Below are 25,919 nucleotides of genomic sequence, written 5' to 3' on the forward strand. Positions count from 1 at the left end.
GTTCGGGCGGGTGGAGAACCGGCTCATCGGGGCGGCGCGGCACCTGTTGGGGGCCGCCAAAAGCTACTGGGAGGGGCAGGGCTACCGCGTGCTGGTCCTCTCCGACCGCTTCGTGGGCGAGGCCCGCGAGCTGGCCCGCTTCCACGCGGCGATGGTGCAGAGCATCCGCGAGACCCGCCGGCCGGTCGCGCCGCCGGTGGTGTTGCTCTCGGGGGGTGAGGCCGGGGTGACGGTCAGGGGTACGGGCAAAGGGGGACGTAACCAGGAGTTTTTGCTGTGGCTGGCCTACTTCCTGGGCGAGCGCGGGGTGTGGGGCATGGCCTGCGACTCCGACGGCATCGACGGGAACACCGAGGCGGCGGGGGCGGTAATTCACCCCGGTTCGCTGAGCGAGGAGCGGCTCGATACGGGGGGTAGCGGTTCGCGCCTCGAGGCCAAACAGCACCTCGCCAACAACGACGCCTACGGCTTTTTCAAAGCCCACGACGGCTTGGTGATCACCGGCCCCACCCAGAACAACCTCAACGACTACCGGGCGATTGTTGTCGAGTGACGCTCTTCCCGGATGGTGGGAGTGGGGACCGGTGTGGGGTGCTTTGGTTTGGTGTCCCCCGCTCCGCCGTCGGGGGAGCGAGGGGGAGGCCATTCCACGTGGCGAGGGCATCGCAGTACGCGATCCGGCATACGCCGGAAACCTGCTCCCCCTGGCGGCCCCCGAGGGACTCGCGGGCATGCCGCCGGGCCTCAGTGCCCGCGTACGCGGGGGTGCGGGCCGCACCTTGACCCGGCGGCATGCTCGTCTGCGCCACCCCGCCCACCCCCTCCCCCGTGAGCCGCATAGTCACGACTGGGGCACGGCAGCGACCACCGAGCGCCCGTCCACGGGGAAGTGGGGCTGTAGTTGGCTTACAGGCCGGGCACAACCCCAGTGGATGATTTATCCCAATAGGGCGTTCAGCTATCGGCTATCAGCTATGGGCTATCGACCATCGACTATCGACTATCGGCGTACACCGACACTGATATACTCGCCCCAACCATGCAGCAAACCCGCCCGGCTGGCGTCGCGCGCTACTTCGGATTCTCGGCCTACTGGTTCGGTTTTTCCTTTCACTGGTTCTTGTTGCTGCCCCTGCTGATGCCCGCCGACGTGTTGCGTTTCGTGGGCCAGGAGCAGCAGGGCACCTACCTGGGGTGGTTGGCCGGGACTCTGGCCCTCATCCCGTTGCTGTTGCCGCCTTTTCTGGGTATCTGGTCGGACCGGCTGGGGAAGCGGTTGCCCTTCATGGTGTGGGGCACGGCGATCAACGTGCTGGGGCTGGGGGTGATGTTCTTCGCGCCCGACTACTGGGTGTATGCGGGGGGGTATGTCCTGGTGCAACTGGGCAACTCGGTGGCTTCGGCCCCGTATGCCGCGCTGATCCCCGACCTGGTGCCCGCGCACGAGAAAGGGGCGGCCAGCGGGGTGATGGGCTTCTTCCAGCTCTCGAGCCAGATCGCCGGCGGGGTGGCGGCCTTCGCGCTGGGGGGCAGCCGCGAGGGGCAGTACCTCGCGATCATCCTGGTGCTCATCGTCTGCACCTTCATCACCCTGCGCAGCGTGCGCGAGCCCCGGGTCAAGCGCGACGCCGAGCCGCTCGACCTGCGGGTGTTCTTCCGGCCGCAGTACGCCGGGTTCCGCTGGGTGTTCCTCACGCGCGCCCTGGTGGAGTCGGGGCGTTATGCTATCCAGCCTTTTTTGCTGTTCTACCTCAAGGACGTGGTTCAGCAGTTCCGGATCGGGCCCGTCGTCCTGCCCTCGGCCGACCTGGCCCTGGCGGCCTTGCTGGTGCTGCTCTCGCTCACGGCGGCCCTTACCGCGATCACCAGCGGGCCCTACTCCGACCGGGTCGGCAAGAAGCCGGTGATCTACTTCGCTGGGGCGGTGATGGGGGTGGCCGCGCTGGGCTTCGCCCTGACCCAGAACTTCGCCGTGGCCGCGCTGGCGGCCCTCGTCTTCGGCCTGGGCTACGGGGCCTACGTGAGCGTGGACTGGGCCATGGCGACCTCGGTCCTGCCCGACGCGTCGAAGCACGCCCGGGACATGGGCGTGTGGCACGTGGCCCTGGTGTTCCCCCAGCTTTTTCAGGGGGTGTTCGGCCAGATCCTCGACGCTGGCAACCGGGCGAACCCCAACGGGGGCTACCCCGTCCTTTTCGCCGTCGCCGTGACTTTTTTCGTGTTGGGGACGGTGTTCATTTCCCGGGTCCGGGGCGTGCGGTAGGGGCACTTTCGTGGGTTGAATTCCCCGGCGCTTCCGGTACACTTTCACACTGATGCCCACGCGGGCAGGGGCGCTAGGCCTGAAGCCGAAGGGGGGAGCCCACAGCGTTCGCCCACCCCGCGAGCTGAACCTCAGCTTGGGCCGTGCGGGAGCTTCGCCTGAGACGATCTCATTCTCCACGCACAATGCGGGTGCAAGCTGAGACCTCGAGCCGAAGGAGGATTTCATGTCTCGTGGAGCAGTGAGCCAGTTCATCAAGCACCACTTCCGCCACTTCAACGCCGCCGCCCTCGTGGACGCCGCCGAGGGCTACAAGCGCCACCTCGACAACGGCGGGGCCATGATGATCACCCTGGCGGGGGCCATGAGCACCGCCGAGCTGGGCATCTCCCTGGCCGAGATGATCCGCCGGGACAAGGTGCAGGCCATCTCCTGCACCGGGGCCAACCTCGAGGAAGACCTCTTCAACCTCGTCGCCCACGACCACTACGAGCGCGTGCCCCACTGGCGCGACCTCACCCCCCAGGACGAGCAGGACCTGCTCGAGCGCCACATGAACCGCGTCACCGACACCTGCATCCCCGAGATGGAGGCCATGCGGCGGCTCGAGGGCGCCCTCATCGACGAGTGGACCGCCGCCGACAAGGCGGGCGAGCGCTACTTCCCCCACGAGTTCCTGTACCGCATCATCCGTTCGGGGAAGCTCGAGCAGTACTACCAGATCGACCCCAAGGACTCCTGGGTGGTCGCGGCCGCCGAGAAGAACCTGCCCATCTTCGTCCCCGGCTGGGAGGACAGCACCACCGGCAACATGTACGCCGGCCACTGCCTCGCGGGCGAGATCAAGAACGTGCACACCGTTAGAGGCGGCATCGAGTACATGATGGTGCTGGCCGACTGGTACGTGGAGACCTCCAAGAGCCACTCCATCGGCTTCTTCCAGATCGGCGGCGGGATCGCGGGCGACTTCCCCATCTGCGTGGTGCCCATGCTGCACCAGGACATGCGCCGCCCCGACATCCCGGTGTGGGGCTACTTCTGCCAGATCTCCGACTCCACCACCAGCTACGGCTCCTACTCCGGCGCCGTGCCCAACGAGAAGATCACCTGGGGCAAGCTGGCCGTGGACACGCCTAAGTACATCATCGAGTCGGACGCGTCCATCGTGGCGCCGCTGGTTTTCGCCGTCGTGCTGGATTGCTGAGAAGGACTGCGGAACGTCGAACGTCCAACGCCGAACGCCAGGGGCAAAACGCTAAACGCAAAACGCAAAACGCCGGTAGCTATCGGCTATCGGCACTCCCGTAGGGGCGCACTGTGGTGCGCCCTGGTCCTCTAAAACACCTGTGCCTTGGGGTAGTCCTTCAGCACGTCGCTTTTGAAGCGTTCGAAGTCCTCGGCCTTGATCAGGGCGACGGCGGCACCGCCGAAGCCCGCGCCGGTGAGCCGGGCGCCGATGGCCCCGTGTTTGCGGGCGACCTCCACGAGCTCGTCGAGTTCGGGGATGGAGACCTCGTAGTCGTCGCGCAGGCTGGCGTGGGAGGCGTACATCAGCTCGCCGAAGCGCTGCACGTCGCCCCGGCGCAGGGCTTCGATGCCCTCGAGCACCCGCGCGTTCTCGGTGACGACGTGCCGGGCCCGGCGGTTGACGGGCTCGGGCAGGGCCTCGACTTCGGGGAGGTCTTGCAGGCCCACGTCGCGCAGGGCCTTCACGCCCAGCAGGCGGGCGGCCTCCTCGCACTCGGCGCGGCGGGTGTTGTAGCCGCTCTCGGCCAGGCGGCGGGGAACGCCGGAGTCGAGCACGACCACGCGGTAGCCCTCGGGGAGGGGGACGAGGTCGGACTCGAGGCTGCGCGTGTCGAGGAAGAGGGCCTGGCCCGGGCGGCCCGCGGAGGAGGCCATCTGGTCCATGATCCCGCAGCGCACGCCCACGTACTCCACCTCGGCTTTTTGCGCCAGCAGCGCGACCTGCACGTCGTCGAGGGGGAGGCGGTAGAGCTCGCGCAGGGCGCGGATGACGGCGACCTCGAGCGCCGCCGAGCTCGACAGCCCGCCCACCGCGGGCACCTGGCTGGTGACGTAGGCCCTGAGCCCCCCCACCTCGAGCCCGGCCTGCCGCAGCGCCCAGACGCAGCCCGCCACGTAGTCGAGCCAGTCGCCCTGCGCGCCCTCGCCGAGCTCGCGGCTCCTGAACTCGCCGAAGCGCTCGGCGTAGGCCTCGACGCGCTCGGAGGGGCTGGCCTCGACCTGGGTCTGGTAGACGAGCGGGGTGGGGAAGACGAAGCCGTCGTTGTAGTCGGTGTGCTCGCCCAGCAGGTTGACCCTCCCGGGGGCCTGGGCGCGCACCTGGGGTTCGCTGCCGAAGTAATCCTTGAACATGAGCTTCTCCGAAGGAGGCGTATTGCAGGTGGCTATCGACTATCGACCATTGACCATCGGCAGTAACACTTACCCTTCCATCACCAAAGGCCGCAGCCGCCCGGCGAACTCGGCCGTGGGCCACTCGGGGTCGGGGGTGAGGTTCTCGAGGCCGGTGGGGGTGAGGAGGAAGGTGTCCTCGACCTTGGCGCCGGGGAGGCTGGGGTTGTAGGCCAGGAGCATGCCGGGCTCGAGGCGCACCTCGCTGCCGGGCAGGGCCAGGAACTCGCGGGGCCGGTAGCCCGCGACGCCGCCCTGGTGGTGGTTCTCGAACTCCTCGGCGCGCCCGATCCCGGCGTAGGCCTCGCGCACGGCCTGGGCCACCTGGCCCAGCGTCGCGCCGGGGCGGGAGGCCCCCAGCGCCGCCGCCTCGACCTGCACCACCTGGGCCCCCAGGGCGCGGGCCTCGGGGTGGCCGAAGCTGCGCAGGCGGGTCGCGCTCAGGATCAGGCCGTGGCGGCGCCCGCAGACCACGCCCATGAACAAGCGCCCCAGCGGGCGGTTCTTGGGCAGGGGGTGGCGGTACTTGAAGACGCGCTCCTCGCCCGCGACCAGCAGCACCACCGGCTGGATGCCCCGGGTCCAGAGTTCCTCGGCGAGGGCCCCGGCCAGGTCCCACTCGCTCCAGCCGCCGTCGGCGAAGCGCATGGCCTCGCCCAGCGCGGCGGCCAGGTCGCGGCCCAGCGCCCGCGCGCGGTCCTGCTCGCCCTGCGAGAGCGCCACGCGCAGCGGGGTGAGGTCGTGCTGCAGGTCGGTGGGGCCGGGGGGGTCGAAGGGGGCGTGCCAGGGGTAGGAGAGCACCTCGAGCCCCAAGGTCTCCTCCTCGGCCATGCGGGCGGCCTCGATGCGGCTGGTGTGCAGGCGCAGCGTGTCGGAGACCTCGAGCCAGCCCACCCCGCGCAGCGTGACCACGGTGTTGTCGCCCCCGGTGAGCCAGGCGAAGTTCTCGGGCTGCTGCACGAAAAGGCGCTCCAGGCCCCTCTGGTCCATCCAGTCGCGCAGCCGCCGCAGGGCCGCCTCGTTCATAGGCGCACCTCGCGCAGCTCGCGGGCGGTGTTCTCGGGCAGGGCGTCCATGGCGAAGGTGCCCGAGCCGATCTCGGTCCCGGCGAGGTACTTGAGCTTGTCGCGGCTGCGCAGGGGCGGGTAGAACTCCACGTGGAAGTGGAAGCGCTCCTCCTCGCCCTTGGGGGCGGCGTGCAGGACCATGATGTAGGGGAAGGGCCGGTCGAAGAGCTTGTCGTAGCGGGCCACCATCTGGCCGAGCTGCTGGGCGAAGCTCGAGACTTCGGCGTCGGAGAAGGTCCAGGGGCCGGGGTGGAAGCGCTTGGGGAAGACCCAGACCTCGTAGGGGTAGCGGGCGAAGGGGGGCACCACGCAGAGGGTGTGCTCGTCCTCCTGCACGGTGTAGGGGCCGAGCTCGGGGAGCAGCTCGAGCAGCACCGGGCGCTGGCGGAAGGCCTCGACCTCCTTCTGCAGGATGGGCGGCACCCAGGGGTAGGCGTAGATCTGGCCGTGGGGGTGGTGGATGGTCACGCCCACCTCCACGCCCCGGTTCTCGAAGGGCATCACGAAGACGATCTCCTCGCGGGCCAGCAGGTCGGTGTAGCGGTCGGTCCACACCCGCAGCAGCAGCTCGCGCTGGGCCTGGCCGAGGGTGGCGAGGCTGCCGGTGAGCTCGGGGGTGAAGACCACCACCTCACAGTCGCCGTTGGCCTCGCGGGTGGGCACGGGCAGGCCATCGGGCGGGGTCCCGGCGCGGGGGGAGAGCGAGGGCCAGCGGTTTTGCAGCACGGCGATCTCGAAGTCCTCGAAGGGGATGTCGGTGGGGAAGCCGCCGGGCTTGCTGGGGGCCAGGGGGTCGTACTCCTTGGGCGGCAGGAACACCCGCCCCTGGCGGTGGGCGGCGTAGACCACCCACTCCTGGCGCAGGGGGTGCCAGCGGGCGTGGGAGCTGGGGGCCCCGGTGGCCTCGCCCTCCTCGAGCGGGGGCAGGGTGTGGGGCTGATGGCCGTAGAGGTAGATGTAGCGGCCGTCCTTCTTCTGGTAGACCCGTTTATGCATCGCGACCTCCGAGCCACTCGCCGAAGTCCACCTCGCGCTCGCCCAGGCGGTAGCGGTAGGGGCCGGTCTGGGTCACCGGCACCTCCTCCCGCAGCCAGCGCTCCATCGCCGCCCGCTCGTCGGGGTCGAGCCACTGGGGCGGGTCGGAGGTGGCGAGGAAGCCGGCGACCTTGGCGAGGTCTTGGAGCACCTGGCGCTGGGGCGGGCTGAGCAGGTTGTAGCGGGTGCGGAAGTAGGCCACGTCGGGGTCGGTCTGCACCAGCGGGCGCAGCCACAGCCGGTGCAGCGAGGTGCGCAGCGCGTTGAGGCCGCCGGGCCCGGTGAGGTCGTGCAGGTAGTCTTCGCGGTCCTCGTTGCGCCACAGCGGGGCCACGTCGGGGCCGATGCGCAGGCCGTCCACCAGCCCCAGCGAGGGCAGGATGGGCGCGCCGCAGGCCAGGATGTACACGTCTTCGCCCGCCGCCTCGCGCACCGTCCGCAGCGCCTCGCGGTAGGCCTGCTCGCGGGGGATGTTCTCGTGGCGCACGCCGGGGAGCGCGGCGGCGTAAAGGAAGTCGAGCTTGAGGTAGCGGTAGCCCCAGCTCACCGCCCGCTGGATCACCCCGCGCAGCCAGGCCTGCACCAGCGGGTGGGTGGTGTCGAGGGCGTAGTAGGGGCTGCCCCAGTTGAACCCGGCGGGCACCAGCTCGCCCTGGGCGTCGTGCAGCAGCCAGTCGGGGTGCTCGCGGTAGAGCCTCGAGCTCGGCCGCACGATGAAAGGGGCCATCCACAAGCCCGGGGCGTAGCCCGCCTCGCGGATGCGCACCGCCAGCGAGGGCATGCCGGAGGGGAACTTGGCGTTGGGCTCCCAGTCGCCCATGTCCTGCTGCCAGCCGTCGTCGAGCTGCACGACCTCGAAGGGCAGCCCCTGCAGGCCCTCGAGCACCTCCTGGACCACCGTCTCGCTGACGCCGGTGTAGTAGCTGTACCAACTGCACCAGACCCGGGGCGCGGGGCTCTGCCCGCGCTGGCCCAGCCGCTCGGCGAGCACCTGGGCGTAGTGCGCGAAGACCGTGGCTTCGTCGCCGTGGGCCACGTACCAGTCGCCCGCCCCGCTCTCGTAGAAGCCGCGCAGGGCCCGCCCGTGGGCCTCGACCCGGCCGCCCGGGGCCAGGGCGCCCAGCAGCAGCACCTTGCCGTCGGGGGTCTCCACCGCGCCCAGGGCGCTGCCGCCGTGGCGGGGGGAGAGGGCGTAGACCGGGTCGTCGGCCTGGGGGCGCCGCTCAGGGGGCTGCATGGGGACGGGCGGGGGCTCGAGCTCGAGCCACGTCGCCAGGCTCCAGCTCTGCCAGCCGTGGCGGTAGAAGCGGGCGGGGGCCTCGGGCTGGTTGAGCTGCACGGTGCCCCCGTGCAGCAGGTAGCCCGTCCCGGCCGCCTGGCTGGACTCGGCCTGGATCTCGAGTTCAAGTCCGGCGAAGATCAGTCGCACGTTTCACCTCCCAGGGGAAGTGGCGCGCCACCAGCGCGGCCAGCGTCAGGGCCACGAAGGGGATCACGCCCATGAAGAAGCGGAAGGCCTCGCCCGCCTGGGTGCCGGGGTTGGCGCCACTGTAGTAGCCGAACAGCGGGCCCAGCAGGGCGAAGCACAGCCCCAGCAGCACCCCCGAGATGCGGGTGATGAAGCCGTAGACGCTGTAGTAGATGGCCTCGCGGCGCCGCTGGGTGGCGTCGGCGTCGCGGTCGATGATCTCGGCCAGCACGATCTCGCCCAGCACGCTCACCCCGCTGTAGCCCACGGCGAGGAGGCAGCCGATGGCGATGGCGCCGTAGAGGTTGAGGGGCAGGGCGAAGAGCAGGCTGGCCGAGGCGAACAACGTGATCGCCAGGATCCACGCGGGCTTGATGCCGCGCCACAGCGCCACCCGCGCCCACACCGCCACCAGCGGCAGCGAGAGGATGAACACCGGCCCCAGCAGCAGCGAGGCCTGGCTGTCGGGCAGGCCCAGGGCGTACTTGACGTAGAAGGGGATCCCGGCCTGCAGCAGGCCCAGCACCAGGCTGATCAGGCTCCCGGCGGCGGCGAAGACCCAGAAGGGGCGGTTGCTGAGGGTGATGCGGAAGGCCTCGACCAGCCCCAGGGGCTCGGGGGCCTGGGCCTGGGGGTCCTCGCGGGTGCTGGCGATGGTGAAGCTCACCAGCAAGATCCCCACCGCCGCGCAGACCACCGCCATGCCGGTGAAGCCCAACTGGTCCTTGAGCAGGGGCACCAGCACCACCGCCAGCAGCAGCCCCACCACCTGAAAAGCCTGCTTGACCGCGCTGGCCCTGGCCCGGGCGTCGGGGCTGCGGAAGAGCTCGGGGAAGAGGGCGGAGTAGTTGGTCCAGGTCATGGCCGCCGCCGTCTCGAAGAGCAGGATGCCGACGAGGAAGTAGTAAAACAGCAGCCCGCTCTCGCGGATCGCCTCGGGCGGGGAGAAGACCACCACCAGCATCAGCATGTACAGCGGCAGCCCCGCCATCAGCCAGGGGCGGCGCCGGCCCAGGCGGCTTTTGGTGCGGTCGGACCAGTAGGCGAAGAAGGGGTCGTTGAAGGCGTCCCAGACCGAGTAGACCGTGCGCGCCAGCGCCAGCAGCGCGGCCGCGAGCCCCAGGAAGTCGGTGTAGAAGTACCACAGGTACAGCCCGAAGGCCTGCCCGGGGAAGGTCAGGCCCAGCATCCCGATGCCGTAGGTCAGGGGCGTGCCTCGAGTGCTCATACCGCTCCTCTCCATACTTCCCGTACCTCCCGCCAGGTCAGGAGCTCGAACTCGCCGATCACCCGCCGCACCTCGGGGTCCTTGAGGGCCTCGAGGTCGGCCTTGCGGCCCTGCCAGTCGCCCAGGGACTGCCCCTCGGCGTCGGCACAGGCGGCGTGGTGGATGAGCTGGTAGACCCCGGCGCCCAGGCCCGACAGCGCCTGCAAGTACCACTCCCGCCGCTGCTGGGGGGGAACGCCGTAGCCGTCCACCACCGTCACCTGCGGCAGGGCCGAGCGCTCGCGCAGGGCCTGCAGGGCGGCGAGGAAGTCGGGGGGCAGGCGGACGTCGTCGAGGTTGCCCGGGATGAGCGCGGGCAGCCGGTGCTCCTCGGCCAGCCGCACGTAGATCTCGGCCAGGTCGGGGCGCAGCAGCGCGCCCATGTGCGAGTCGAGGTGGGTCACGTCGAAGGCCCGCAGGGCCGCCTCGATCTGCGCGCGCAGCTCGGCCTCGACCTCGGCCGCCACCAGGCGCGGCCAGGCGTCCTCGAGGGTGCGCCAGAACAGGCCCTGGGGGTTGCGCAGGCTCGAGCCCGGGCTCAGGGGGTGCAAGCGCATGGAGTCCTGGCCGCTGGTGAGCGTCAGGTGCACCCCCAGGTCGGGGCCCGACACCTCGCCCACGCAGCAGCCCATCATCATCACCGAGCCGGTGGGGAAGCCCAGCTCGCGGTAGGCCCGGTTCTGGGCGCGGCTCAGCCCCAGGTCGTCGTGGTGTACGATCAGGGCCCGCTTGCCCTGGAGTCCCAGCTTGATCCACAGTTCGTTCACGTGCGCCTCCACGCACTGACCCCGTAGGCATCTACGGTAGGCCCGCCCAGGACGAACTCGGCGCCTTCGGGAGCGGGAACAGCCTGGGGGTGGGGTGCGTAGTTGAAGGCGAAGGTGAGATCACCGCGCTGCCGCAGGCGCAGGCCCTCGGGCAGGGGGTGAGCGCGGAGGCCCAGGCTGCCGGCCAGGCGTCCCAGGTAGGCGACGAGGAACTCCCGGGTGGGCCAGAAGGCCAGGTAGCGGAGGTTATTGTTCTGGAAAATCGCGCCCTTGCCATCAGCAAAATTGCCTATCGGCTCGAGCGCCGTCTCGACCCACTCGCGCCAGACGGACGAGCGGTAGCGCCCCCCCTCCCACTCGACCTCGAAGTCCACGCCCGGCCGCAGCGACTCGACCCGCACCACCTTGACGGGCAGCAGCGCTTGCAGCGGCCCCGGGGGCAGCTCGGGGGGGATGCCCAGGAATTCGGTCTTGGAGCCCGTGCGCGGCCCGAGCACGACGGCGGCCTGGGCGGAGCGCAGGGCCTCCAGCATTTCCTCCCGCACGATGGGCGTGCTGGGCACCACCACCAGGCGGTAGCCCTCGAGGCTCCCCCCCGGCCTCACGAAGTCCACGTCCAGGCCGAGCGAGCGCAGCGCCTGGTAGAAGGTCCAGGCCAGGTCGCGGTAGTTGAACTCCTGGCCCTGGGGCTGGGCGCGGTAGAGCCAGTCGGCCTCGTAGTCGAAGACCAGGGCCACGGGGGCTGGGTGGGTGGGGGGCAGCTCGAGCGTCCCCAGCTCCCGGGCCACCCGCTCGGCCTCGAAGTAGCCCACGTCGGGCTGGAAGTCGGGGCGGTTGAGCCCGGCGTGGAACTGCTCCTGGGCCTGGGGGAACTGCCGCCAGCGGAAGTAGCTCACCACCTCGGCCCCGTGGGCAAAGGCCTCCCAGGTCCAAAGCCGCACCATGCCGGGGGCGGGCGAGGGGTTGTGGGCCGCCCAGTTGACCGGCCCCGGCTGCTGCTCCATCACCCACCAGCGCCCCTTGACGCCGCGGTAGAGGTCGTGGTGGAAGGCGGCCATGTCGGGGTGGCCGGTGCGGGCGTAGCGCACCTTGTCCTGCTGGCTCACCGGCAGCACGTCCATGTCGGTGAAGCCCAGCGGGTAGCTGTCCCAGCTCGCGACGTCGAGGTCTTCGGCCAGCTTGAAGTGGTCGAAGTCGGGGGTGTAGCCCATGAAGTTGTGGGCGATGAAGCGCCCCGGCGAGTGCGCGCGCAGGATCTCGACCTGCGCGCGGTTGTAGGCCGCGACCTGGTCGGAGGAGAAGCGGTAGAAGTCGAGCCAGTGGGAGGGGTTGGCCTCGGTGACGGTGAGGTTGGGCAGCTCGACCTCTTCGAAGCTCTGGTACTCCATGCTCCAGAAGACGTTGCCCCAGGCCGCGTTGAGCGCGCCGACGTCGCCGTAGCGGGCCCTCAGCCACTCCCTAAACGCCCGCAGGTCTTCGGGGCCGTAGCTGCGGGTGGTGTCGTGGCAGCCGTACTCGTTATCGACCTGCCAGCCCGCCACGTGGGGGTGGGTGCCGTAGCGCCGGGCGAAGAGGGTGGCGATGCGGCGGGAGTGCTCGAGGTAGCTTCGGCTGGAGAAGGTGTAGTGCCGCCTCGAGCCGAACTTGCGCACCCGGCCCTGGACGTCGTAAGCCAGGACGTCGGGGTGCTTGTCGACGAGCCACTTGGGCGGGGTGGGGGTGGGGGTGCCCAGCACCACCTTGAGCCCCTCGCGGCCCAGGGTCTCGATGGCGTCGTCGAGCCACTCGAACTCGAGGTGCCCCTCACGGGGCTCGACGCGGCTCCAGCCAAACTCGCCGACGCGCACGTAGGTCAGGCCCAGCTCCCGCATCCTCCGGGCGTCCTCGGCCCAGCGCTCGCGGGGCCAGTGTTCGGGGTAGTAGCACACGCCTAGCATCCGGTCCTCACAGGTAGGTCTCGACGAAGTTCATAAGGGCTGAAATCCGGGCGAAAGCGGGAACTCAGGGGTGTTGGGCGCTGGGCCGCCATCGGCCATCGGCTACCGGCATTTTTCGCCTCCGGCGACCCCATGTCAGTCCTTCACCCCCCCCGCCGCGATCCCCGCGATGAACTGCCGCTGCAGGAAGATGAAGAGGATCAGGAAGGGCACCGTCATCAGCACCGCGCCCACCATGATCCCGCCCCAGCTCACCCGCGTGAGCCCGATCAGCGAGCCCAGCGCCACCGGGGCGGTGAGGGCGGCCTTGTTGTCGGGGGAGAGCACCAGCAAGGGCCAGAGGTAGTCGTTCCAGGCGGTGAGGAAGAGGATGAGGGAGAGCGCGGCCATGGCCGGGCGCACCAGCGGCAGGGCGATCTGGAAGAAGATGCGCCACTCCCCGGCCCCGTCGATGCGGGCGGCCTCGAGCAGGCTGCTGGGCAGGCTGAGGAAGCTTTGGCGCATGTAGAACACCCCCAGGCTGTTGGCCAAGGCGGGCAGCACCACCGCCCAGTAGGTGTTGGTGATCTTGAACTCCCGCGCGATGAGGATGTACTGCGGGATCACCACCACGAAGTAGGGGATGGTGAGGGTGGCGATGACGATGGTGAACAGCGCGGTGCTCCCCCAGAAGCGGAAGCGGGCGAAGGCGTAGCCCGCCAGGCTGGTCAGCAGCACCGAGAGCACCGTGTAGATGAGCGAGACGGCGATGCTGTTGAGCAGGGTGCGCGAGAAGTTGGTGTCGGCGTTGAGGTTTTGCAGGTTGGTGAAGAAGTCGCCGCCCGGCAGGAGGGGGGTGGGGGTGCTGAAGATGTCCCGCTCCGGCAGCGTCGAGAAGACGAACATCAGCCACAGCGGGGCGAGCCACAGCAGGGCCAGGGGCACCAAAAACACGTGCAGCCAGATCGAGCGGATGAACTGCTGGCGGCGCATTCAGTCCCTCCCGAAGAAGCGGAGCTGCATCAGCGAGAACACCGCCGCCAACAGCGCCACCGTGTAGGCGATGGCGGAGGCGTAGCCGAAGTTGAAGCTGCGGAAGCCCTGCTGGTAGAGGTAGGTGCCCAGCGTCATGGTGGCGGTGCCGGGGCCGGAGTTGGTGATGAGGAAGGGCTCGGTGAAGAGCTGCAGCGTGCCGATGATCGAGAGCACGAAGCAGAACAGCAGCACCGGCCGGATGCCCGGCAGCGTGATCCGCAAGAACTGCTGCCAGGGGGTCGCCCCGTCGATGGCGGCGGCCTCGTAGATGTCCTTGGGGATGCTCTGCAGGCCCGCCAGGATGATGATGGCGTTGTAGCCAGTCCAGCGCCAGGTGACCACCAGGATGATGACGGTCATGGCCGGGCCCGGCGCGTACAGCCAGTCCACCGGGCCCAGCCCCAGCGCCTTCAGGCCCGAGTTGACCGCGCCGAAGTCGGTGTTGAAGATCAGGCGGAACACGGCGGAGTAGGCCACCGCGCCCACCACCACCGGGGCGAAGAAGGCGAAGCGGAAGAGGGGTCTGAATTTGAGCAGTTGCGAGTTGAGGGCCACGGCCAGCGCGGTGGCGAGGGCCAGCATCAGCGGCACCTGGATGAGCAGGATCAAAAAGGTGTTGCGAAGGGCGTCTTGAAAGGTGGCGTCTTGAAAAATGCGCCCCCAGTTGACCCCGGGGTTCCACGCCCAGGGGAAGGAGCGCGTGTCGAGAAAGGACAGGTAGATCGAATAGAGGATGGGCCAGGCCCAGAAAACGCCGAAGATGAGCAGGTAGGGGAGCAGAAAGGTATAGGGGGTCAGGTTCCTCCGCACAGCTCCTCCACAGGGGACGGGGTGGGGGCTTTAGAAAGAGGGGTGGGGCAAACCCCCCACCCCTCCCGCTCGAGGCCTACTTGGCGACGGGCAACCCGGTCGCGGACGAGATCTGCTTGGCGGCGTTGTCCAGGGCTTCCTTGGCGCTCTTGACCCGGCCGGCCACGTAGTCGGCCTGGGCCTTGACCACGATCTGGCGGGCTTCCTGGAAGTACTGGGTGCCGCGGGCCTGGGGCACGTCGCCCAGGGTGTCGAGGATGGTCTTCCAGACGGTCTGGCCGCCCCAGTACTTGCTCGCGGCGTTGACGTAGGGGTCCTTGAGGGCGGGCAGGTAGGAGGGCACGAGGCCGTACTCCTTGAGCATGGTCACCTGGCCCTCGGTGGTGGCGAGCGCGTGGCGGATGAAGGCCCAGGCGGCGGCCTTGTTCTTGGAGGAGGCGGGCAGGGCCAGGGCCGAGCCGCCCAGGTTGGCCGCGCGCACCCCGCCCTTCTTGGCGGCGGGCATGCGGAAGACGCCCCACTTGCCCTCGAGCTCGGGCGCGTTGGAGCGGATGGTGCCCTCGTACCAGCCGCCGAACATGCTGGTAGCCACCTTGCCGGCCTTGAAGGCCTGGATCTGCTCGTTCCAGCCGCCCTGCATCACCACGCCCGAGTCGATGAGCTTCTTGACGGTCTCGAGCGCGGTCACGCAGCCGGGCTTGTTGACGGTCACGCTCTTGGCGTCGTTGGAGAAGTAGAAGCAGCCGTTCTGGTTGGCGAGCATGCGGAACCACTCGTCGTCGGTGCCGTTGGCGATGACGCCCACCTTGGCGCCGGTCGCGGCGACGATCTTCTTGCCGGCTGCGATGTAGTCGTCCCAGGTCTCGATGGAGTCGGGGTTGACGCCGGCTTTCTGGTAGAGGTCGCGGCGGTAGAACATCATCACGGGGCCGGAGTCCCAGGGCATGGCGTAGGTCTTGTTGCCCACCTGGAGCTCGGTCCACTTGAAGGCCGGGAAGTTGCCCTTGAAGGCGTTGGCGCTGGGGGCGAGGGTGTTGAGGTCGGTGAAGCAGTTCGGGAAGCGGGCCCAGAACACCTCGGCCTCGTTGTTCTCCACCGAGTACACGTCGGGCAGGTCGGTCCCGCCGGCTGCACAGCCCGAGAGGCCCTTGTCGTAGACCTGCTGGTTGCCCAGGTCGACGATGTTGACCTTGACGTTGGGGTACTGCTTGTTGAAGCTGGGCACCGTAGCCTGGAGCGCCTTGGCCGCGATGTCCCACGACCACACCGTAATCTCGCCACTGATGTTGCCCTGAGCCATGCCCAGGCTCGCGGCAACCATCCCTAGGGTCATCAGCCGTTTGACCATAAAACTCTCCTCCCGGAATCCGAACAATGCCCCTCGCGGGCACCCTGGTTGAACCACGCACAAGCCCGACCCAGTCAGCGAAACGCGTCGGTTAATGGGCGGCTTGGGGTTCAGGCGGAGTCTACCTAGCTTGCGTTAGCTTGTCAACACCTTCGAAAGTTTTCGAGACGTACTAAGTGGTACCTCGGCGGGCTCGCGAAACGGCGTTCTCGCGCCCCCTCGAGGTGACGGTCGGCGAAGCAAGCGTATCCCTTCCAAGGGGCGGTATCGCCCTCCGCTACGCGGATAACTTCGGTCGGCCGCCCCGCCAAGGCGGGGCGGAGCCGCCGAATGGTGACGAACTGACCGAATCTGGGATCACCCTGGGGCCGGTTAAACGGCGACCACCTCGAGCCCCGCCGCGCGGAGCTGCTCGAGGTCCTCGGCCCGGGCCTTGCGGCTGGTCACCAGCAGCCGCGCCGACTGCAAAGGGCCGATCCGGGCCGCGGCGACCTGCATCACCTTGGAGTGGTCGGCGAGGAGGATGGACTCGCGCGCCGAGCGCATCATGGCCCGCTTGATCTCGGCCTCCTGCAGGTTGGTGTTGGTGAGGCCGCGCTCGGGGTGGACCCCGTTGCAGCCGATGAAAGCCTTGTCGGCGTTGATCTCCTGCAGCAGCAGTGTGCCGTAGGGGTTGACGAGGGAGTGCTGCTGGGGCCGCAGCGTCCCCCCTGTGACGATCACGGTGACGCCGGGGTGCGACTCGAGCATGAGCGCGATGTTGAGCGCGCTGGTCACCACCACCACGTTGCGCAGCCCCTGCGGCAGGGCCTTGGCGAGCTCGGTGGTGGTGCTGCCGACGTCGAGGATGACGGTCTCGCCGTCCCGGATGAGCCCGGCGGCGTACTGCCCGATGCGCTCCTTCTCGCGGGCGTGCACCTGGCGGCTGGCCTCGAGCGGCAGCTCGAAGCGCTTGCTCTCCGAGGGCACCGCGCCGCCCCGCGTGCGCCGCAGCAGGCCGCCGCCCTCGAGGTGCTCGAGGTCGGTGCGGATGGTGACGGAGGAGACGTTGAAGTGCGAGGCGAGGTCGCTCACGCGCACCTGGCCGTCCCTGCGCAGGATGTCCAGGATCTCCCGGTGGCGCAGCGTGGCTTCCAGAGAGGGCATAGCGAAAGCATACGAAAGTTTGTACAACTTTGCCAAGCCGCGCCCACCGGCGCGCGCTTTTCCGGTATAACCGTGCCTATGGTCGTGGACGTGACCACCTACTACCTCCAGATGCTCTCGCCCGCCGAATTGCGGCCCTCGAGCGCCGCGGTCGAGGGGCTCGAGATCCGCCAGGCCAAGATCCCCCTGCCCGAACTTAACCGCTTCTTCTACACCGCCGTGGGCGGGGACTGGTACTGGGTCGACCGCCTGGGCTGGACCTACGAGCAGTGGCGGCAGTGGGTGGAGCGGCCCGAGCTCGAGACCTGGGTGGCCTACTTCCAGGACACCCCGGCGGGCTACTGTGAGCTCGAGCGGCAGGGCGAGGCCATCAACGTCGCCTACTTCGGCCTGTTGCCGCGCTTCGTGGGCCTGGGCATCGGCGGGGTGCTGCTCACGCGCTGCCTCGAGCGGGCCTGGGAACTGGGTGTGCGGCGGGTCACGGTCAACACCTGCACCCTGGATGGCCCCTATGCGCTGGCCAACTACGAGGCGCGGGGCTTCAAGCTCTACCGCCAGGAAACCGCGCCTAAAGAACTGCCTGACCAGCCTCCGGGGCCCTGGCCGGGCTCGAGGTAGTTAAGGGTCGTACGTCGTACGCCAAACGCAAGACGCCAAACGCAAGACGCCCTGGCCCTCGGTCCTTGACGGCGGTTTACCACGAGCCTTCCGCCCTCCGCTTACCGCTGACGGCTGATAGCTGACGGCTGACGGCTGACCGCTACCCCTTCACCGAGCCTGCCAGCAGACCCCGGATGAAGTAGCGCCCCAGGAAGATGTAGACCAGGAGCGTGGGGAGGGCGGCCAGCAGGGCTCCGGCCATCGGGAGGTTCCACTTCACGGCCTCGCCGCCGGCGAGCTGGGCCAGGGCCACGGTGATGGGCTGGTTGGCGGGGCTGCTGACCAGCGTCACGGCGAAGAGGAACTCGTTCCAGATCTGAGTGAACTGCCAGATGATCACCACCACGAAGCCGGGGACCGACAGCGGGAAGATCACGTTGCGGTAGATGCCCCAGAAGCCCGCGCCGTCGATGCGGCTGGCCTCGACGAGCTCGTCGGGGATTTCGGCGTAGTAGTTGCGGAAGATCAGGGTGGTGATGGGCAGGCCGTAGACCACGTGCACCAGGATCAGGCCCCACAGGCTGCCGCCCAGCCCGATCTCGCGGATGAACTGGAACAGCGGGATCAGCACGGCCTGGTAGGGGATGAACATGCCGAAGAGCATGAGGGGGAAGATGACGTTGGCGCCGGGGAAGCGCCACTTGGAGAGCACGTAGCCGTTGATCGAGCCCAGGATCGCCGAGAGCAGCGTGCCCACGAGGGTCAGGACGAAGCTGTTCTGCAGCTTGGGCAAGAAGGCGTTCCAGGCCTGCGCGAAGCTCTCCCAATACCACAGGCGGGGCAGTTGCCAGGTGCTCTCGAGGGTGATCGCCGCCGGCTCCTTGAGCGCGGTCACCACCACCAGGTACACCGGCAGCAGGAAGAACAGCGTCGCCAGGGCCAGGATGCCGTACTGCACCACGCGCCAGATCATCGCCGCACCTCCCCGCGCAACTGGCTGTAGAGGTAGGGCACGATCACCAGCGCCACCAGCAGCAGCAGGATGGTGGCGATGGCCGCCCCGTCGGCGATCTTGTTCGAGCGGAAGGTGGTGACGTACATCAGCAGCGCCGGGACCTCGGTGGGGGCGTTGTCCACGCCGGTCATGGCCCAGATCAGGTCGAAGATCTTCAGCGAGATGTGGCCCAGGATGATCATGGCCGAGAGGGTGATGGGCGCGAGCATGGGGAAGATGATGCGGCGGTAGAGCTGCACCTCGCTGGCCCCGTCCACCCGCGCCGCCTCGCGCAACTCTTCGGGCACCCCGCGCAGCCCGGCCAGGTACAGCGCCATGGTGTAGCCCGACATCTGCCACACCGCCGCGACGATGATGCCGATGAAGGCCAGGTTGAAGCCGTGAATCTCGGGGAAGGGCAGGAGCTGCACCCTAGGCCCGATGAACACCGCCCACCCGATGAGCAAGGCGGCGCTCCCCAGCGCGATCCAGCCCCGCCGCGCCTCCCCGCCCCGCAGCGCCGCCACCCCGATCCACAGCAGGATTAGGCCGATGAGCCAGGCGGTGAAGAGGGGCAGGTGGTTCCAGTCGAACTGCAGCACCTGCTGGCGGCTGGTGAGCCAGGCGAACTGCCCTTCCGGCAGGCCTACGGTGGAGGGCAACTGGTTGACGCCCCCCGCCGGTTGCAGCATCCAGCGCCAGATGGTGCCCGTCACCACGAAGGAAAGCGACATGGGGAAAAGGAAGATGGTGCGGAAAAAGCCCTCGCCCTTGGGGCTGCGGTCGAGGATGATCGCCAGCGACAGGCCCACCAGCAGGCAGCCCCCCACGAAGAAGACCGTGAAGAAGATGTTGTTGACCAGGTCCTGGCGGAAACGCCCGTGGATGAAGCCGCTGAAGAGCTCTTTGTAGTTCTCAAAACCCACGAACTGGAGCACCGGGTTGATGGCGAGCGCCTGCGCCGGGTCCTTGCCCCAGTTGGTCAGGGAGGTCTGGATGGTTTGGCCGATAAAGCCGTACACGAAAATGGCCAGCAAAATCACCGAGGGCAAAAGGGTGAGCACGGCCACCAGGCTGTCCAGGTTACGCAACCACTTCATTTCTTGCCTCTCCCGCCCCCGTCCCCTCTCCCCGGCGAGGGGAGAGGGGGGTGGGGTGTACGGTGTTTACCGGCCCAGGCGCACCTGGTCGGCGATGGCCTGCGCGGCGTTGGCGGCAGCCCTGGCGTTCTTGGAGCTGAGGTAGATCTCCATCACGGTGCCCCACTGGCTGCTGAAGGACTCGGGGGCCACGGCGCCGTGGACCAGCGAGCCCACGATCTTGTTGCTCTTCCAGTCGCGCGCCGCCGACTGCAGGTAGGCGTTGTACTTCGAGAGGTCGGAGTCGGTGCGGGCGGCGATGGAGCCTTTGAGCGGGTTGAAGGCGTCCTGGCCTTCCTTCGAGCCCAGCAGCTTGAGCCAGTTGAGCACCTGGGTGCGGTTCTTCACGCCCTTGGGCAGCCCGAAGGAGTCGGAGAGCATCATGAAGGTGCCGCTGGTGCTGGGGGAGGGGGCCCAGCCGAAGCCCTCGCCGGGCTTGAGCTTGAGGGTCGTCACCATGTAGCCCGCGGCCCAGTCGCCCATGATGTTGAAGGCCGACTGGCCCTGCACCACGCGGTCGGTGGCCTGCTGCCAGGAGAGGCCCGAGGCGTCCTTGTTGGCGCAGTCGAGCACCTTGCCGAAGGTGTCCCACACCGCGACGGCCTTGGGGTCGTTGAACTTGAGCTTGCCGTTCCAGAGGTTGGCGTAGCTGTCGGGGCCGAGCACGCCCAGGGCCACCGACTCCCACAGGTGCTGCTGGGTCCAGGCCTCGCCCAGCGCCAGCGGGGCCTCCACGCCCTTACCCTTCAGCGTGGCGCAGGTGGTGAGGAACTCGGCCCAGGTCTTGGGCGGCTGTACGCCCCACTCGCGCAGCTTGGCGGGGTTGTACCACATGACGTTGGAGCGGTGGATGTTCACGGGCACGCTCCAGATGCCGCCGTTGTAGGAGAGCAGGTCGATGAGGCCCTTGGGGAACTTAGTTAGCCAGCCCTCGCTCTTGTAGAGGCTGCTGAGGTCTTCCATACGCCCCGCGACCACCCAGGTGCCGATGAGCTCCTGCCCGGCGTGCACCTGGAAGCTGTCGGGCGGATCGCCGCCGAGCATGCGGGTCTTGAGCACCGCGCGCGCGTTGACGCCCGAGCCGCCGGTCACGGTGGCGTTGACCACCTCCACGTTGGGGTACTTCTTCTTATACAGGTCGAGCAGGGCCTGCAAGGCGGGCCCCTCGTCCCCGGCCCACCAGGAGAAGATCTCGAGCTTCCCCTGAGCCAGCGATACCGACGTCAATGCGGTTGCTGCTAAAGCCAGTAGCCACTTGCGCATATGCTCCTCCTCAAAACGTGCCTTCGCCAATCGGTTCAGCCTAGGGCCCGGGGGGAGATTGGCGGGTTCCCTTCCCGGACGCCCCCATTAGCTAAGAAGCGCTGCAGCACGAGGGCGGCAGCGCCCATAGCCGGAGCCAGGTGCCCGAACGCGCTGGGCCGGATGGGCAAGCAGGCGTGCTCGGGGATGAAAGCCAGTTCGCTCAGCCGCCGGCGGGTGGGGGCCTCGAGCCACTGCCAGGCCTCGGCCCCGGCCCCGCCCAGCACCACCACGGCGGGGTCGAAGGTGACGGCCAGGTTGGCGACGAGCCGCCCGAGCTGGCCGCCCAGGGCCTCCAGGGCCTCCAGGGCCGGGCCGTAGCCCTGCCCCGCGAGCCCCAAGATGCCCCAGAAGTCCTCCGTGCGCCGGCTCAGGGCCTGGAAGTGCTGCTCGAGCGCGCGCAGCGAGAGCTCGGTCTCGAGGCAGCCCCACCGCCCGCAACTGCACGGCCGGTCGCTGCCCTCCTTCCAGTGCCCCAGCTCCCCAGCCGCCCCGAAGTGCCCGCGGTAGACCTGCCCGTCCACCACCAGCCCGATGCCCAGCCCGGTGCCCAGCATCACGTAGGCCAGGGGGCTGTGGCTCTCGCCCCAGAAGGCCTCGCCCAGCGCCGAGGCGTTGGCGTCGTTCTGCACGACCACCGGCAGGCCCAGCAGGGCCTCGAGCTGCTCGGCGGGCGCGGCGTTGCGCCAGCCGGGGCCGGGGGCGTACACGAGGGTCTGGTCGTCGCGCACCACCCCGGGCACCGTGAGGCCCAGGCCCAGCAGGCGCTCACGCCCGGGGACGTGCTGCCGGATCTGCCCCGCGATGCGCTCGAGGCGCTGGGCGAGGGGCGTGTCGGAGGCTTCGGGCCACTCCAAAAGCTGCTGGGTCTGGCTGCCCAGGTCGAGCACGATCACCACGGTGTTCTTCACCCCGAGCTCGACCCCCAGCGCCAGCGCCCCCTGCGGGCGCAGCTCGAGCAGGATGCCCGGCCGCCCGGTACCCGAAGCCGAGGCCTGCGGGCTGCCCTCGCTGAGCAGCCCCTCGCCGATGAGCTCCTGGGTCAGGCTCGAGACGGTGCTCTTGGTCAGCCCCAGCTCGCGCGCCAGGTCGGCCCGGCTCGAGGGCCCCCGCCGCCGGATGGACTCCAGCAGCAACCGGCGGTTTTGCCGTTTGATGGCTTGTTGATCTAAAGGCGAATGCGGCGGCACGGCAGACCTCGAAGACCTGGGTACTTAGTAAGTTGACTGAACGAACCAAGCAGAGCCTAAGGCTGCCCCTCGCCCGTTGTCAAGTGGGCTGCCGGAACGAGGCGCGAACGAGGAAGGGGTGCACGGCCCCCAGGCCCCGGAGCTGCGGCTGCCGCCGGCTCAGGAGGCTAGGGGAGGCGTGCTTTTCACGGCAGATCCGAGGCTGGCGCGAGGCTGGGAGAGCTGAACCCGGGCGGCAGCACCTCGCCCCGGACGGCTATGGCTATGGCGGCCAGCAGGTCGTCCAGGCCCACAGGCTTGTGGAGCACGCCCAGCACGCCCTGCTCGGCCGCCCTCGCGTCGATCGCGTCGTCGGTGGCGGCGGTGAAGAGCAGCGCGGGGGAGGTGGCCCCCGCCTCGCGCATCCGCTCGAGCAGGGTCAGGCCGTCCTGGCCGATGAGCTTGTAGTCGAGCAGCAGCAGGTCGGGGGCCGCGCTGTACACGAGGGCGAAGGCCGCGCCGGCGTCGGGGACGGCCGTGACCTCGTAGCCGGCGAGGGTCAGGGCTCGAGCCACGAAGGCACGGGTGGAGGTGTCGTCGTCGATCACGAGTATCCTGTACCGCCTGAGCCCTTCCATAGGCTGCCCCCTTCACCCGCTATGCTTTACCAGCCGGGGCTTAAAAATCGCTCAAATCCGCGAAGGCGCCGCTTCTTCGCTCGAGGCCCCGCGAAGGGCCGGCCGGCGGCTAGCCGCGCGTGGGGCGCAGGCGTTCGCTCGAGTCCAGCAGGATGGTCACCGGCCCGTCGTTGACCAGGTGCACCTTCATGTCGGCCTGGAACACCCCGGTCTCGACGTGCAGGCCCTGCTCGGCCAGCAGGTCGCAGAAGCGCTCGTAGAGCCGCTTGCCCTCGTCGGGGCTGGCGGCCTCGCTGAAGCCGGGGCGGTTGCCCTTGCGGGTGTCGGCGTAGAGGGTGAACTGCGACACCGCCAGCACCTCGCCCCCCGCCTCGGCCAGGCCCAGGTTCATCTTGCCCTGCCCGTCGGGGAAGACCCGCAGCCCGGCGATCTTGCGGGCTAAGTAGGCGGCGTCCTCGAGCGTGTCCCCCCGCCGCACCCCCAGCAGGACCAAAAACCCCGCGCCGATCTGGCCCACGATCTGGCCCTCGACCACGACCTTCGCCTCGGATACCCGCTGCACCACCGCGCGCATATACTGGGATACCTTACAACCCCAGGAGGCCTTATGGCGGATGTCCGTGGCAGTGTGCTCGAGGCGATCGGCAACACCCCGGTGGTCGAGCTCGGCAAGGTGCCCCCCGCGGGGAGCGCCCGGGTGGTGGTCAAGCTCGAGTACTACAACCCCACGGGCTCCTATAAGGACCGCATGGCGCTCGCCATGATCGAGGAGGCCGAGAAGCGCGGCGACCTCAGGCCGGGGATGAGCGTGGTGGAGTACACCGGGGGCTCCACGGGGTCGTCGCTGGCGTTCGTCTGCGCGGTGAAGGGCTACGCCTTCCGGGTGGTCTCCTCCGACGCCTTCGCCCGGGAGAAGCTGCGGACGATGGAGGCCTTCGGGGCCCATTTGACGCTGGTGCCCAGCCAGGGCGGGAGGATCACCCCCGACCTGATCCCCCGGATGATGGAGAAGGCCCGGGAGATGGCCCAGGAGCCCGGCACCTACGCCACCGACCAGTTCAACAACGCCGACTCCCTCAAAGGCTACGGCCGGATCGGCCTCGAGCTGCTCGAGCAGACCGGCGGGGCGCTCGACGGCTTCTGCGCGGCGGTGGGGACGGCGGGGATGGCCATGGGGGTCTCGAGGGCCCTGAAGGAGGCGGGGAAGCGGGCCAGGGTGGTGATCCTCGAGCCCGCCTCCTCCGCGGTGATCTCCACGGGGAAGGCCGGGGCCCACCACGTCGAGGGCGTCGGGGTCGGGTTCGTGCCCCCGCTGCTCGACCGGGCGCTGTACGACGAGGCCTGGGGGATCGCCGAGCAGGAAGCCCGGGCCATGGCCCGCCGCCTGGCGCGGGAAGAGGGCATCTTCACCGGGACCTCGGGCGGGCTGAACGTGGTGGGCGCCCTGCGCCTGGCCGCCGCGCTGGGCGAGGGCCACACCGTGGCGACGGTGGTGTGCGACAGCGGGCTGAAGTACCTGGCGGGCGACCTCTACGCCTAGCGCGGCCCGGCGAAGATCGCGGAGGTTCCGGGGCCGGTGTGGGCCGCCACCGCCGCGCCGCACTCCCGCACGCCCTCGACCACCACGCCCTCCTGCCGGATGAGGCCGCGCAGGGTCTCGACGGCCTGGGGGTTCTCCGAGTGGGCCAGGATCACCCGGGCCCCGCCGGGGTAGTCCTTGTGCAGCAGCTCGGCCATGCGCTCGAGCCCCTTGTGGTAGCCGCGCACCCGCTCGCGCGGCTGCACGGTGCCGCCGTAGACCTCGAGGATGGGCAGGATCTTCAGCAGGCTGCCCACGAAGTGCTGCAAGCCCCCGATGCGCCCGCCCCGGTGCAGGTAGGTGAGGGTGGCGGGCAGCACGTACCCCCGGATCTTGGGGAGCAGGGGCGCCACGGCGGCCTCGAGGCCCTCCCACGGCACCCCCTGCGCCAGCTTGCGCCGGGCCTCCTCGAGCACGAAGTGCAGCCCGCCGTTGACGCTGAGCGAGTCGAGCACCTTGACGCGCTCGCCGAAGCGCTGGGCCACCGCCTTGGCCGTGGAGACCGTTCCCGAGAGCTTGGAGGAGACGTGCACCGACACGATGCGGTCGAAGGCGCCCAGCAGGCGCTCGTACAGCGCCTCGTAGTCCTGCGGTAGGGGCTGGCTGGTGCTCACCTTCTTCCCGCCGAGCTGGGCCTGCACCACCTGCTCCAGCCGGATCTCGACGTGATCACGGAAGGCCTTGCCCTCGACGATCACCTGCTGCGGGATGAGGTAGACCCCCTGGGCCTCCGCTTGCTCGGGGGTCAGGCCGATGGTCGAGTCCGCGACGAAGGCGGTTTTCATAGGACCTCCTGCCGTGAAGTGGGCCACTGGCTAAAAAGTCGATGCTCGATAACCGGGAGTCGTCCAGGGCCTGGGGCCTTCATCTTCCGTTGCTTATGACGCATAACATCCACCGGCGTCTGGCGTTCGGCTCTCAGCTATCGGCCATCAGCTATCGACCATCGACCATCGACTATCGACCATCGACTATCGACCATCGACTATCGACCATCGACTATCGACTATCGACCTCTCCCCCTCAGAGGCTATAAGCGTAGAACCCGTACAGCCCGGGCCCGGTGTGCGTGGAGATCACCGCGCCTACTTCGCTGCTGCTGCGCTCCTCGACGGGCAGACCCGAGCTGCTGATGGCCTCCTTGAAGGCGGCCACCGCGCTGGCGTCGCCGTTGTAGAGGTAGTAGATGCGGATGTGCTTGCGGCCCTGGGCCCAGGTTTTGAAGCCCTCGACCACCTCGGCCAGGGCCTTCTTCTCGCCGCGGGCACGCCCGGCGGGCTCGACGCGGCCCTCCTTGATGGTGAGGATGGGCTTGATGCCCAGCAGCCCGCCCAGCAGGGCCTGGGCCCCGCCGATGCGGCCGTTCTTCTTGAGGTACTCCAGGGTGGCGAGGGAGAAGAGCACCTTGTGGTCGGTGCGCATGCGCTCGAGCTCGGTCATCACCGAGCGCAGGTCGGCACCCTGGTCGAGCATCTCCTTGGCCCGCTCGACCATCATCCCGATGCCTTGCGAGGCGGCCAGGGAGTCGAAGACGGTGATGCGGCCGGGGAACTCGGCCGCGGCGAGCTGGGCCGACTGGGCCGTGCCCGAGAGCTTGGAGGAGATGTGGATGGAGAGCACGTGGTCGGCGCTGTTCAGGGCCCGCTCGTAGGCCTCCTTGAAGTCCTGGGGGGAGGGCTGGCTGCTGCTGGGCATCTCGGCCCCCGCGCGCACGCCTTCGAAGATGTCGGCGGGCCGGATCTCCACCCAGTCCTTATGCACCTTGCCCTTGAAGTTGACGTACAGCGGCACCACCTGCACCCCCAGCGTCTGGGCTTGGGCAGGCGGTAGGTCTGAGGTCGAGTCGGTCACCAGTGCGATTTTCATCTGTCCTCCTTGATGGCCCGCAGCCGAATAACCCCCTGCGGGAAGGCGTATTGCCCGTTCATTTATGACGCTGCAAGTCTAGCACACGGCAC

At 68.9% G+C, this 25,919-nt stretch carries 24 protein-coding genes; 5 read left to right on the forward strand and 19 right to left on the reverse strand.

Annotated elements, in window-relative coordinates; genetic code table 11:
- From MEICH_RS26285 to MEICH_RS0120285, 3 genes are all read left to right on the forward strand, one after another.
- Positions 1-553, forward strand: a 553-nt coding sequence (locus MEICH_RS26285) for an MOFRL family protein (RefSeq protein WP_036219777.1), incomplete at its 5' end; no start/stop codon positions are given.
- 486 nt (positions 554-1,039) lie between these two features.
- Entirely contained in the window at positions 1,040-2,263 is a 1,224-nt protein-coding gene (locus MEICH_RS0120280) for an MFS transporter (protein WP_027894115.1), read from the forward strand.
- 226 nt (positions 2,264-2,489) lie between these two features.
- Positions 2,490-3,467: a deoxyhypusine synthase family protein gene (locus MEICH_RS0120285; protein WP_027894116.1), complete on the forward strand. Its 978-nt coding sequence runs from the start codon at positions 2,490-2,492 to the stop codon at positions 3,465-3,467.
- A 131-nt stretch (positions 3,468-3,598) separates the two neighbouring features.
- Here MEICH_RS0120285 and galK read toward each other — a convergent pair whose 3' ends face one another.
- The 11 genes from galK to MEICH_RS0120340 form a co-directional block, all read right to left on the reverse strand.
- Positions 3,599-4,642 carry a galactokinase gene (gene galK / locus MEICH_RS0120290; protein ID WP_027894117.1) on the reverse strand — a complete coding sequence of 348 codons (1,044 nt, stop codon included), beginning with the start codon at positions 4,640-4,642 and terminating at the stop codon, positions 3,599-3,601.
- A 69-nt stretch (positions 4,643-4,711) separates the two neighbouring features.
- The gene (locus tag MEICH_RS0120295) at positions 4,712-5,707 is read right to left on the reverse strand and encodes a M24 family metallopeptidase (RefSeq protein ID WP_027894118.1); all 996 of its coding nucleotides are present in this window, start codon (positions 5,705-5,707) and stop codon (positions 4,712-4,714) included.
- Positions 5,704-6,744, reverse strand: a complete 1,041-nt coding sequence (gene galT, locus MEICH_RS0120300; protein WP_027894119.1) for a galactose-1-phosphate uridylyltransferase — start codon at positions 6,742-6,744, stop codon at positions 5,704-5,706. The genes MEICH_RS0120295 and galT overlap by 4 nt, the downstream gene beginning before the upstream one ends.
- Positions 6,737-8,212, reverse strand: coding sequence for a glycoside hydrolase family 36 protein (locus tag MEICH_RS0120305; protein WP_027894120.1), 1,476 nt, complete (start codon positions 8,210-8,212; stop codon positions 6,737-6,739). The genes galT and MEICH_RS0120305 overlap by 8 nt, the downstream gene beginning before the upstream one ends.
- Positions 8,187-9,494 carry an MFS transporter gene (locus tag MEICH_RS0120310; protein ID WP_245587721.1) on the reverse strand — a complete coding sequence of 436 codons (1,308 nt, stop codon included), beginning with the start codon at positions 9,492-9,494 and terminating at the stop codon, positions 8,187-8,189. The genes MEICH_RS0120305 and MEICH_RS0120310 overlap by 26 nt, the downstream gene beginning before the upstream one ends.
- Positions 9,476-10,285 (reverse strand): carbohydrate deacetylase, encoded by an 810-nt coding sequence (locus MEICH_RS0120315; protein WP_245587722.1) that lies wholly within the window; start codon positions 10,283-10,285, stop codon positions 9,476-9,478. The genes MEICH_RS0120310 and MEICH_RS0120315 overlap by 19 nt, the downstream gene beginning before the upstream one ends.
- The gene (locus tag MEICH_RS0120320; RefSeq protein ID WP_027894123.1) at positions 10,282-12,222 is read right to left on the reverse strand and encodes a beta-galactosidase; all 1,941 of its coding nucleotides are present in this window, start codon (positions 12,220-12,222) and stop codon (positions 10,282-10,284) included. The genes MEICH_RS0120315 and MEICH_RS0120320 overlap by 4 nt, the downstream gene beginning before the upstream one ends.
- Before the next feature lie 135 nt (positions 12,223-12,357).
- Positions 12,358-13,194, reverse strand: a complete 837-nt coding sequence (locus MEICH_RS0120325; RefSeq protein WP_027894124.1) for a carbohydrate ABC transporter permease — start codon at positions 13,192-13,194, stop codon at positions 12,358-12,360.
- Positions 13,195-14,046 carry a carbohydrate ABC transporter permease gene (locus MEICH_RS0120330; protein ID WP_027894125.1) on the reverse strand — a complete coding sequence of 284 codons (852 nt, stop codon included), beginning with the start codon at positions 14,044-14,046 and terminating at the stop codon, positions 13,195-13,197.
- 76 nt (positions 14,047-14,122) lie between these two features.
- A complete protein-coding gene (locus MEICH_RS0120335; RefSeq protein WP_084542447.1) occupies positions 14,123-15,394 on the reverse strand; it encodes an ABC transporter substrate-binding protein in 1,272 nt (423 codons plus the stop codon).
- Between the two features lie 372 nt (positions 15,395-15,766).
- The gene (locus MEICH_RS0120340) at positions 15,767-16,540 is read right to left on the reverse strand and encodes a DeoR/GlpR family DNA-binding transcription regulator (protein WP_027894127.1); all 774 of its coding nucleotides are present in this window, start codon (positions 16,538-16,540) and stop codon (positions 15,767-15,769) included.
- A gap of 78 nt (positions 16,541-16,618) precedes the next feature.
- Here MEICH_RS0120340 and MEICH_RS0120345 point away from each other — a divergent pair, with 78 nt between their 5' ends.
- Complete coding sequence (locus MEICH_RS0120345) at positions 16,619-17,158, forward strand: GNAT family N-acetyltransferase (RefSeq protein WP_027894128.1); 540 nt, start codon at positions 16,619-16,621, stop codon at positions 17,156-17,158.
- A 142-nt stretch (positions 17,159-17,300) separates the two neighbouring features.
- On the opposite strand, the gene MEICH_RS0120350 is transcribed toward MEICH_RS0120345, so the two are convergent.
- The 6 genes from MEICH_RS0120350 to dtd all read right to left on the reverse strand — a co-directional run bounded on the left by MEICH_RS0120350 (position 17,301) and on the right by dtd (position 22,956).
- Positions 17,301-18,113 carry a carbohydrate ABC transporter permease gene (locus tag MEICH_RS0120350; RefSeq protein WP_027894129.1) on the reverse strand — a complete coding sequence of 271 codons (813 nt, stop codon included), beginning with the start codon at positions 18,111-18,113 and terminating at the stop codon, positions 17,301-17,303.
- Entirely contained in the window at positions 18,110-19,234 is a 1,125-nt protein-coding gene (locus MEICH_RS0120355) for a carbohydrate ABC transporter permease (protein WP_027894130.1), read from the reverse strand. The genes MEICH_RS0120350 and MEICH_RS0120355 overlap by 4 nt, the downstream gene beginning before the upstream one ends.
- Before the next feature lie 66 nt (positions 19,235-19,300).
- Positions 19,301-20,536 carry an ABC transporter substrate-binding protein gene (locus tag MEICH_RS0120360; protein WP_027894131.1) on the reverse strand — a complete coding sequence of 412 codons (1,236 nt, stop codon included), beginning with the start codon at positions 20,534-20,536 and terminating at the stop codon, positions 19,301-19,303.
- A gap of 35 nt (positions 20,537-20,571) precedes the next feature.
- Positions 20,572-21,711 carry an ROK family transcriptional regulator gene (locus tag MEICH_RS0120365; protein ID WP_084542448.1) on the reverse strand — a complete coding sequence of 380 codons (1,140 nt, stop codon included), beginning with the start codon at positions 21,709-21,711 and terminating at the stop codon, positions 20,572-20,574.
- 239 nt (positions 21,712-21,950) lie between these two features.
- The gene (locus MEICH_RS26290) at positions 21,951-22,352 is read right to left on the reverse strand and encodes a response regulator (RefSeq protein ID WP_051304385.1); all 402 of its coding nucleotides are present in this window, start codon (positions 22,350-22,352) and stop codon (positions 21,951-21,953) included.
- A gap of 139 nt (positions 22,353-22,491) precedes the next feature.
- Positions 22,492-22,956 (reverse strand): D-aminoacyl-tRNA deacylase, encoded by a 465-nt coding sequence (dtd, locus tag MEICH_RS0120375; protein ID WP_027894133.1) that lies wholly within the window; start codon positions 22,954-22,956, stop codon positions 22,492-22,494.
- A gap of 33 nt (positions 22,957-22,989) precedes the next feature.
- Here dtd and MEICH_RS0120380 point away from each other — a divergent pair, with 33 nt between their 5' ends.
- Positions 22,990-23,922 (forward strand): PLP-dependent cysteine synthase family protein, encoded by a 933-nt coding sequence (locus MEICH_RS0120380; protein ID WP_027894134.1) that lies wholly within the window; start codon positions 22,990-22,992, stop codon positions 23,920-23,922.
- On the opposite strand, the gene MEICH_RS0120385 is transcribed toward MEICH_RS0120380, so the two are convergent.
- Together MEICH_RS0120385 and MEICH_RS0120390 are read right to left on the reverse strand one after the other, a co-directional pair.
- On the reverse strand, positions 23,919-24,746 hold the full coding sequence (locus tag MEICH_RS0120385) for a DegV family protein (RefSeq protein ID WP_027894135.1): 828 nt from the start codon (positions 24,744-24,746) through the stop codon (positions 23,919-23,921). The two genes, MEICH_RS0120380 and MEICH_RS0120385, sit on opposite strands and share 4 nt — an antisense overlap.
- A gap of 238 nt (positions 24,747-24,984) precedes the next feature.
- Positions 24,985-25,827, reverse strand: coding sequence for a DegV family protein (locus MEICH_RS0120390; RefSeq protein ID WP_027894136.1), 843 nt, complete (start codon positions 25,825-25,827; stop codon positions 24,985-24,987).
- Between the last annotated feature and the right edge of the window lie 92 nt (positions 25,828-25,919).

The organism is Calidithermus chliarophilus DSM 9957 (genome assembly GCF_000430045.1).
GTDB classification, from domain to species: Bacteria; Deinococcota; Deinococci; order Deinococcales; family Thermaceae; genus Calidithermus; species Calidithermus chliarophilus.

Coding starts and splice junctions, on each gene's coding strand:
- MEICH_RS0120280 (WP_027894115.1), top strand. CDS start 1,040: ATGCAGCAAACCCGCCCGGCTGGCGTCGCGCGCTACTTCGGATTCTCG.
- MEICH_RS0120285 (WP_027894116.1), top strand. CDS start 2,490: ATGTCTCGTGGAGCAGTGAGCCAGTTCATCAAGCACCACTTCCGCCAC.
- galK (WP_027894117.1), bottom strand. CDS start 4,642: ATGTTCAAGGATTACTTCGGCAGCGAACCCCAGGTGCGCGCCCAGGCC.
- MEICH_RS0120295 (WP_027894118.1), bottom strand. CDS start 5,707: ATGAACGAGGCGGCCCTGCGGCGGCTGCGCGACTGGATGGACCAGAGG.
- galT (WP_027894119.1), bottom strand. CDS start 6,744: ATGCATAAACGGGTCTACCAGAAGAAGGACGGCCGCTACATCTACCTC.
- MEICH_RS0120310 (WP_245587721.1), bottom strand. CDS start 9,494: ATGGAGAGGAGCGGTATGAGCACTCGAGGCACGCCCCTGACCTACGGC.
- MEICH_RS0120320 (WP_027894123.1), bottom strand. CDS start 12,222: ATGCTAGGCGTGTGCTACTACCCCGAACACTGGCCCCGCGAGCGCTGG.
- MEICH_RS0120325 (WP_027894124.1), bottom strand. CDS start 13,194: ATGCGCCGCCAGCAGTTCATCCGCTCGATCTGGCTGCACGTGTTTTTG.
- MEICH_RS0120335 (WP_084542447.1), bottom strand. CDS start 15,394: ATGGTCAAACGGCTGATGACCCTAGGGATGGTTGCCGCGAGCCTGGGC.
- MEICH_RS0120340 (WP_027894127.1), bottom strand. CDS start 16,540: ATGCCCTCTCTGGAAGCCACGCTGCGCCACCGGGAGATCCTGGACATC.
- MEICH_RS0120345 (WP_027894128.1), top strand. CDS start 16,619: ATGGTCGTGGACGTGACCACCTACTACCTCCAGATGCTCTCGCCCGCC.
- MEICH_RS0120350 (WP_027894129.1), bottom strand. CDS start 18,113: ATGATCTGGCGCGTGGTGCAGTACGGCATCCTGGCCCTGGCGACGCTG.
- MEICH_RS0120355 (WP_027894130.1), bottom strand. CDS start 19,234: ATGAAGTGGTTGCGTAACCTGGACAGCCTGGTGGCCGTGCTCACCCTT.
- MEICH_RS0120360 (WP_027894131.1), bottom strand. CDS start 20,536: ATGCGCAAGTGGCTACTGGCTTTAGCAGCAACCGCATTGACGTCGGTA.
- dtd (WP_027894133.1), bottom strand. CDS start 22,956: ATGCGCGCGGTGGTGCAGCGGGTATCCGAGGCGAAGGTCGTGGTCGAG.
- MEICH_RS0120380 (WP_027894134.1), top strand. CDS start 22,990: ATGGCGGATGTCCGTGGCAGTGTGCTCGAGGCGATCGGCAACACCCCG.
- MEICH_RS0120385 (WP_027894135.1), bottom strand. CDS start 24,746: ATGAAAACCGCCTTCGTCGCGGACTCGACCATCGGCCTGACCCCCGAG.
- MEICH_RS0120390 (WP_027894136.1), bottom strand. CDS start 25,827: ATGAAAATCGCACTGGTGACCGACTCGACCTCAGACCTACCGCCTGCC.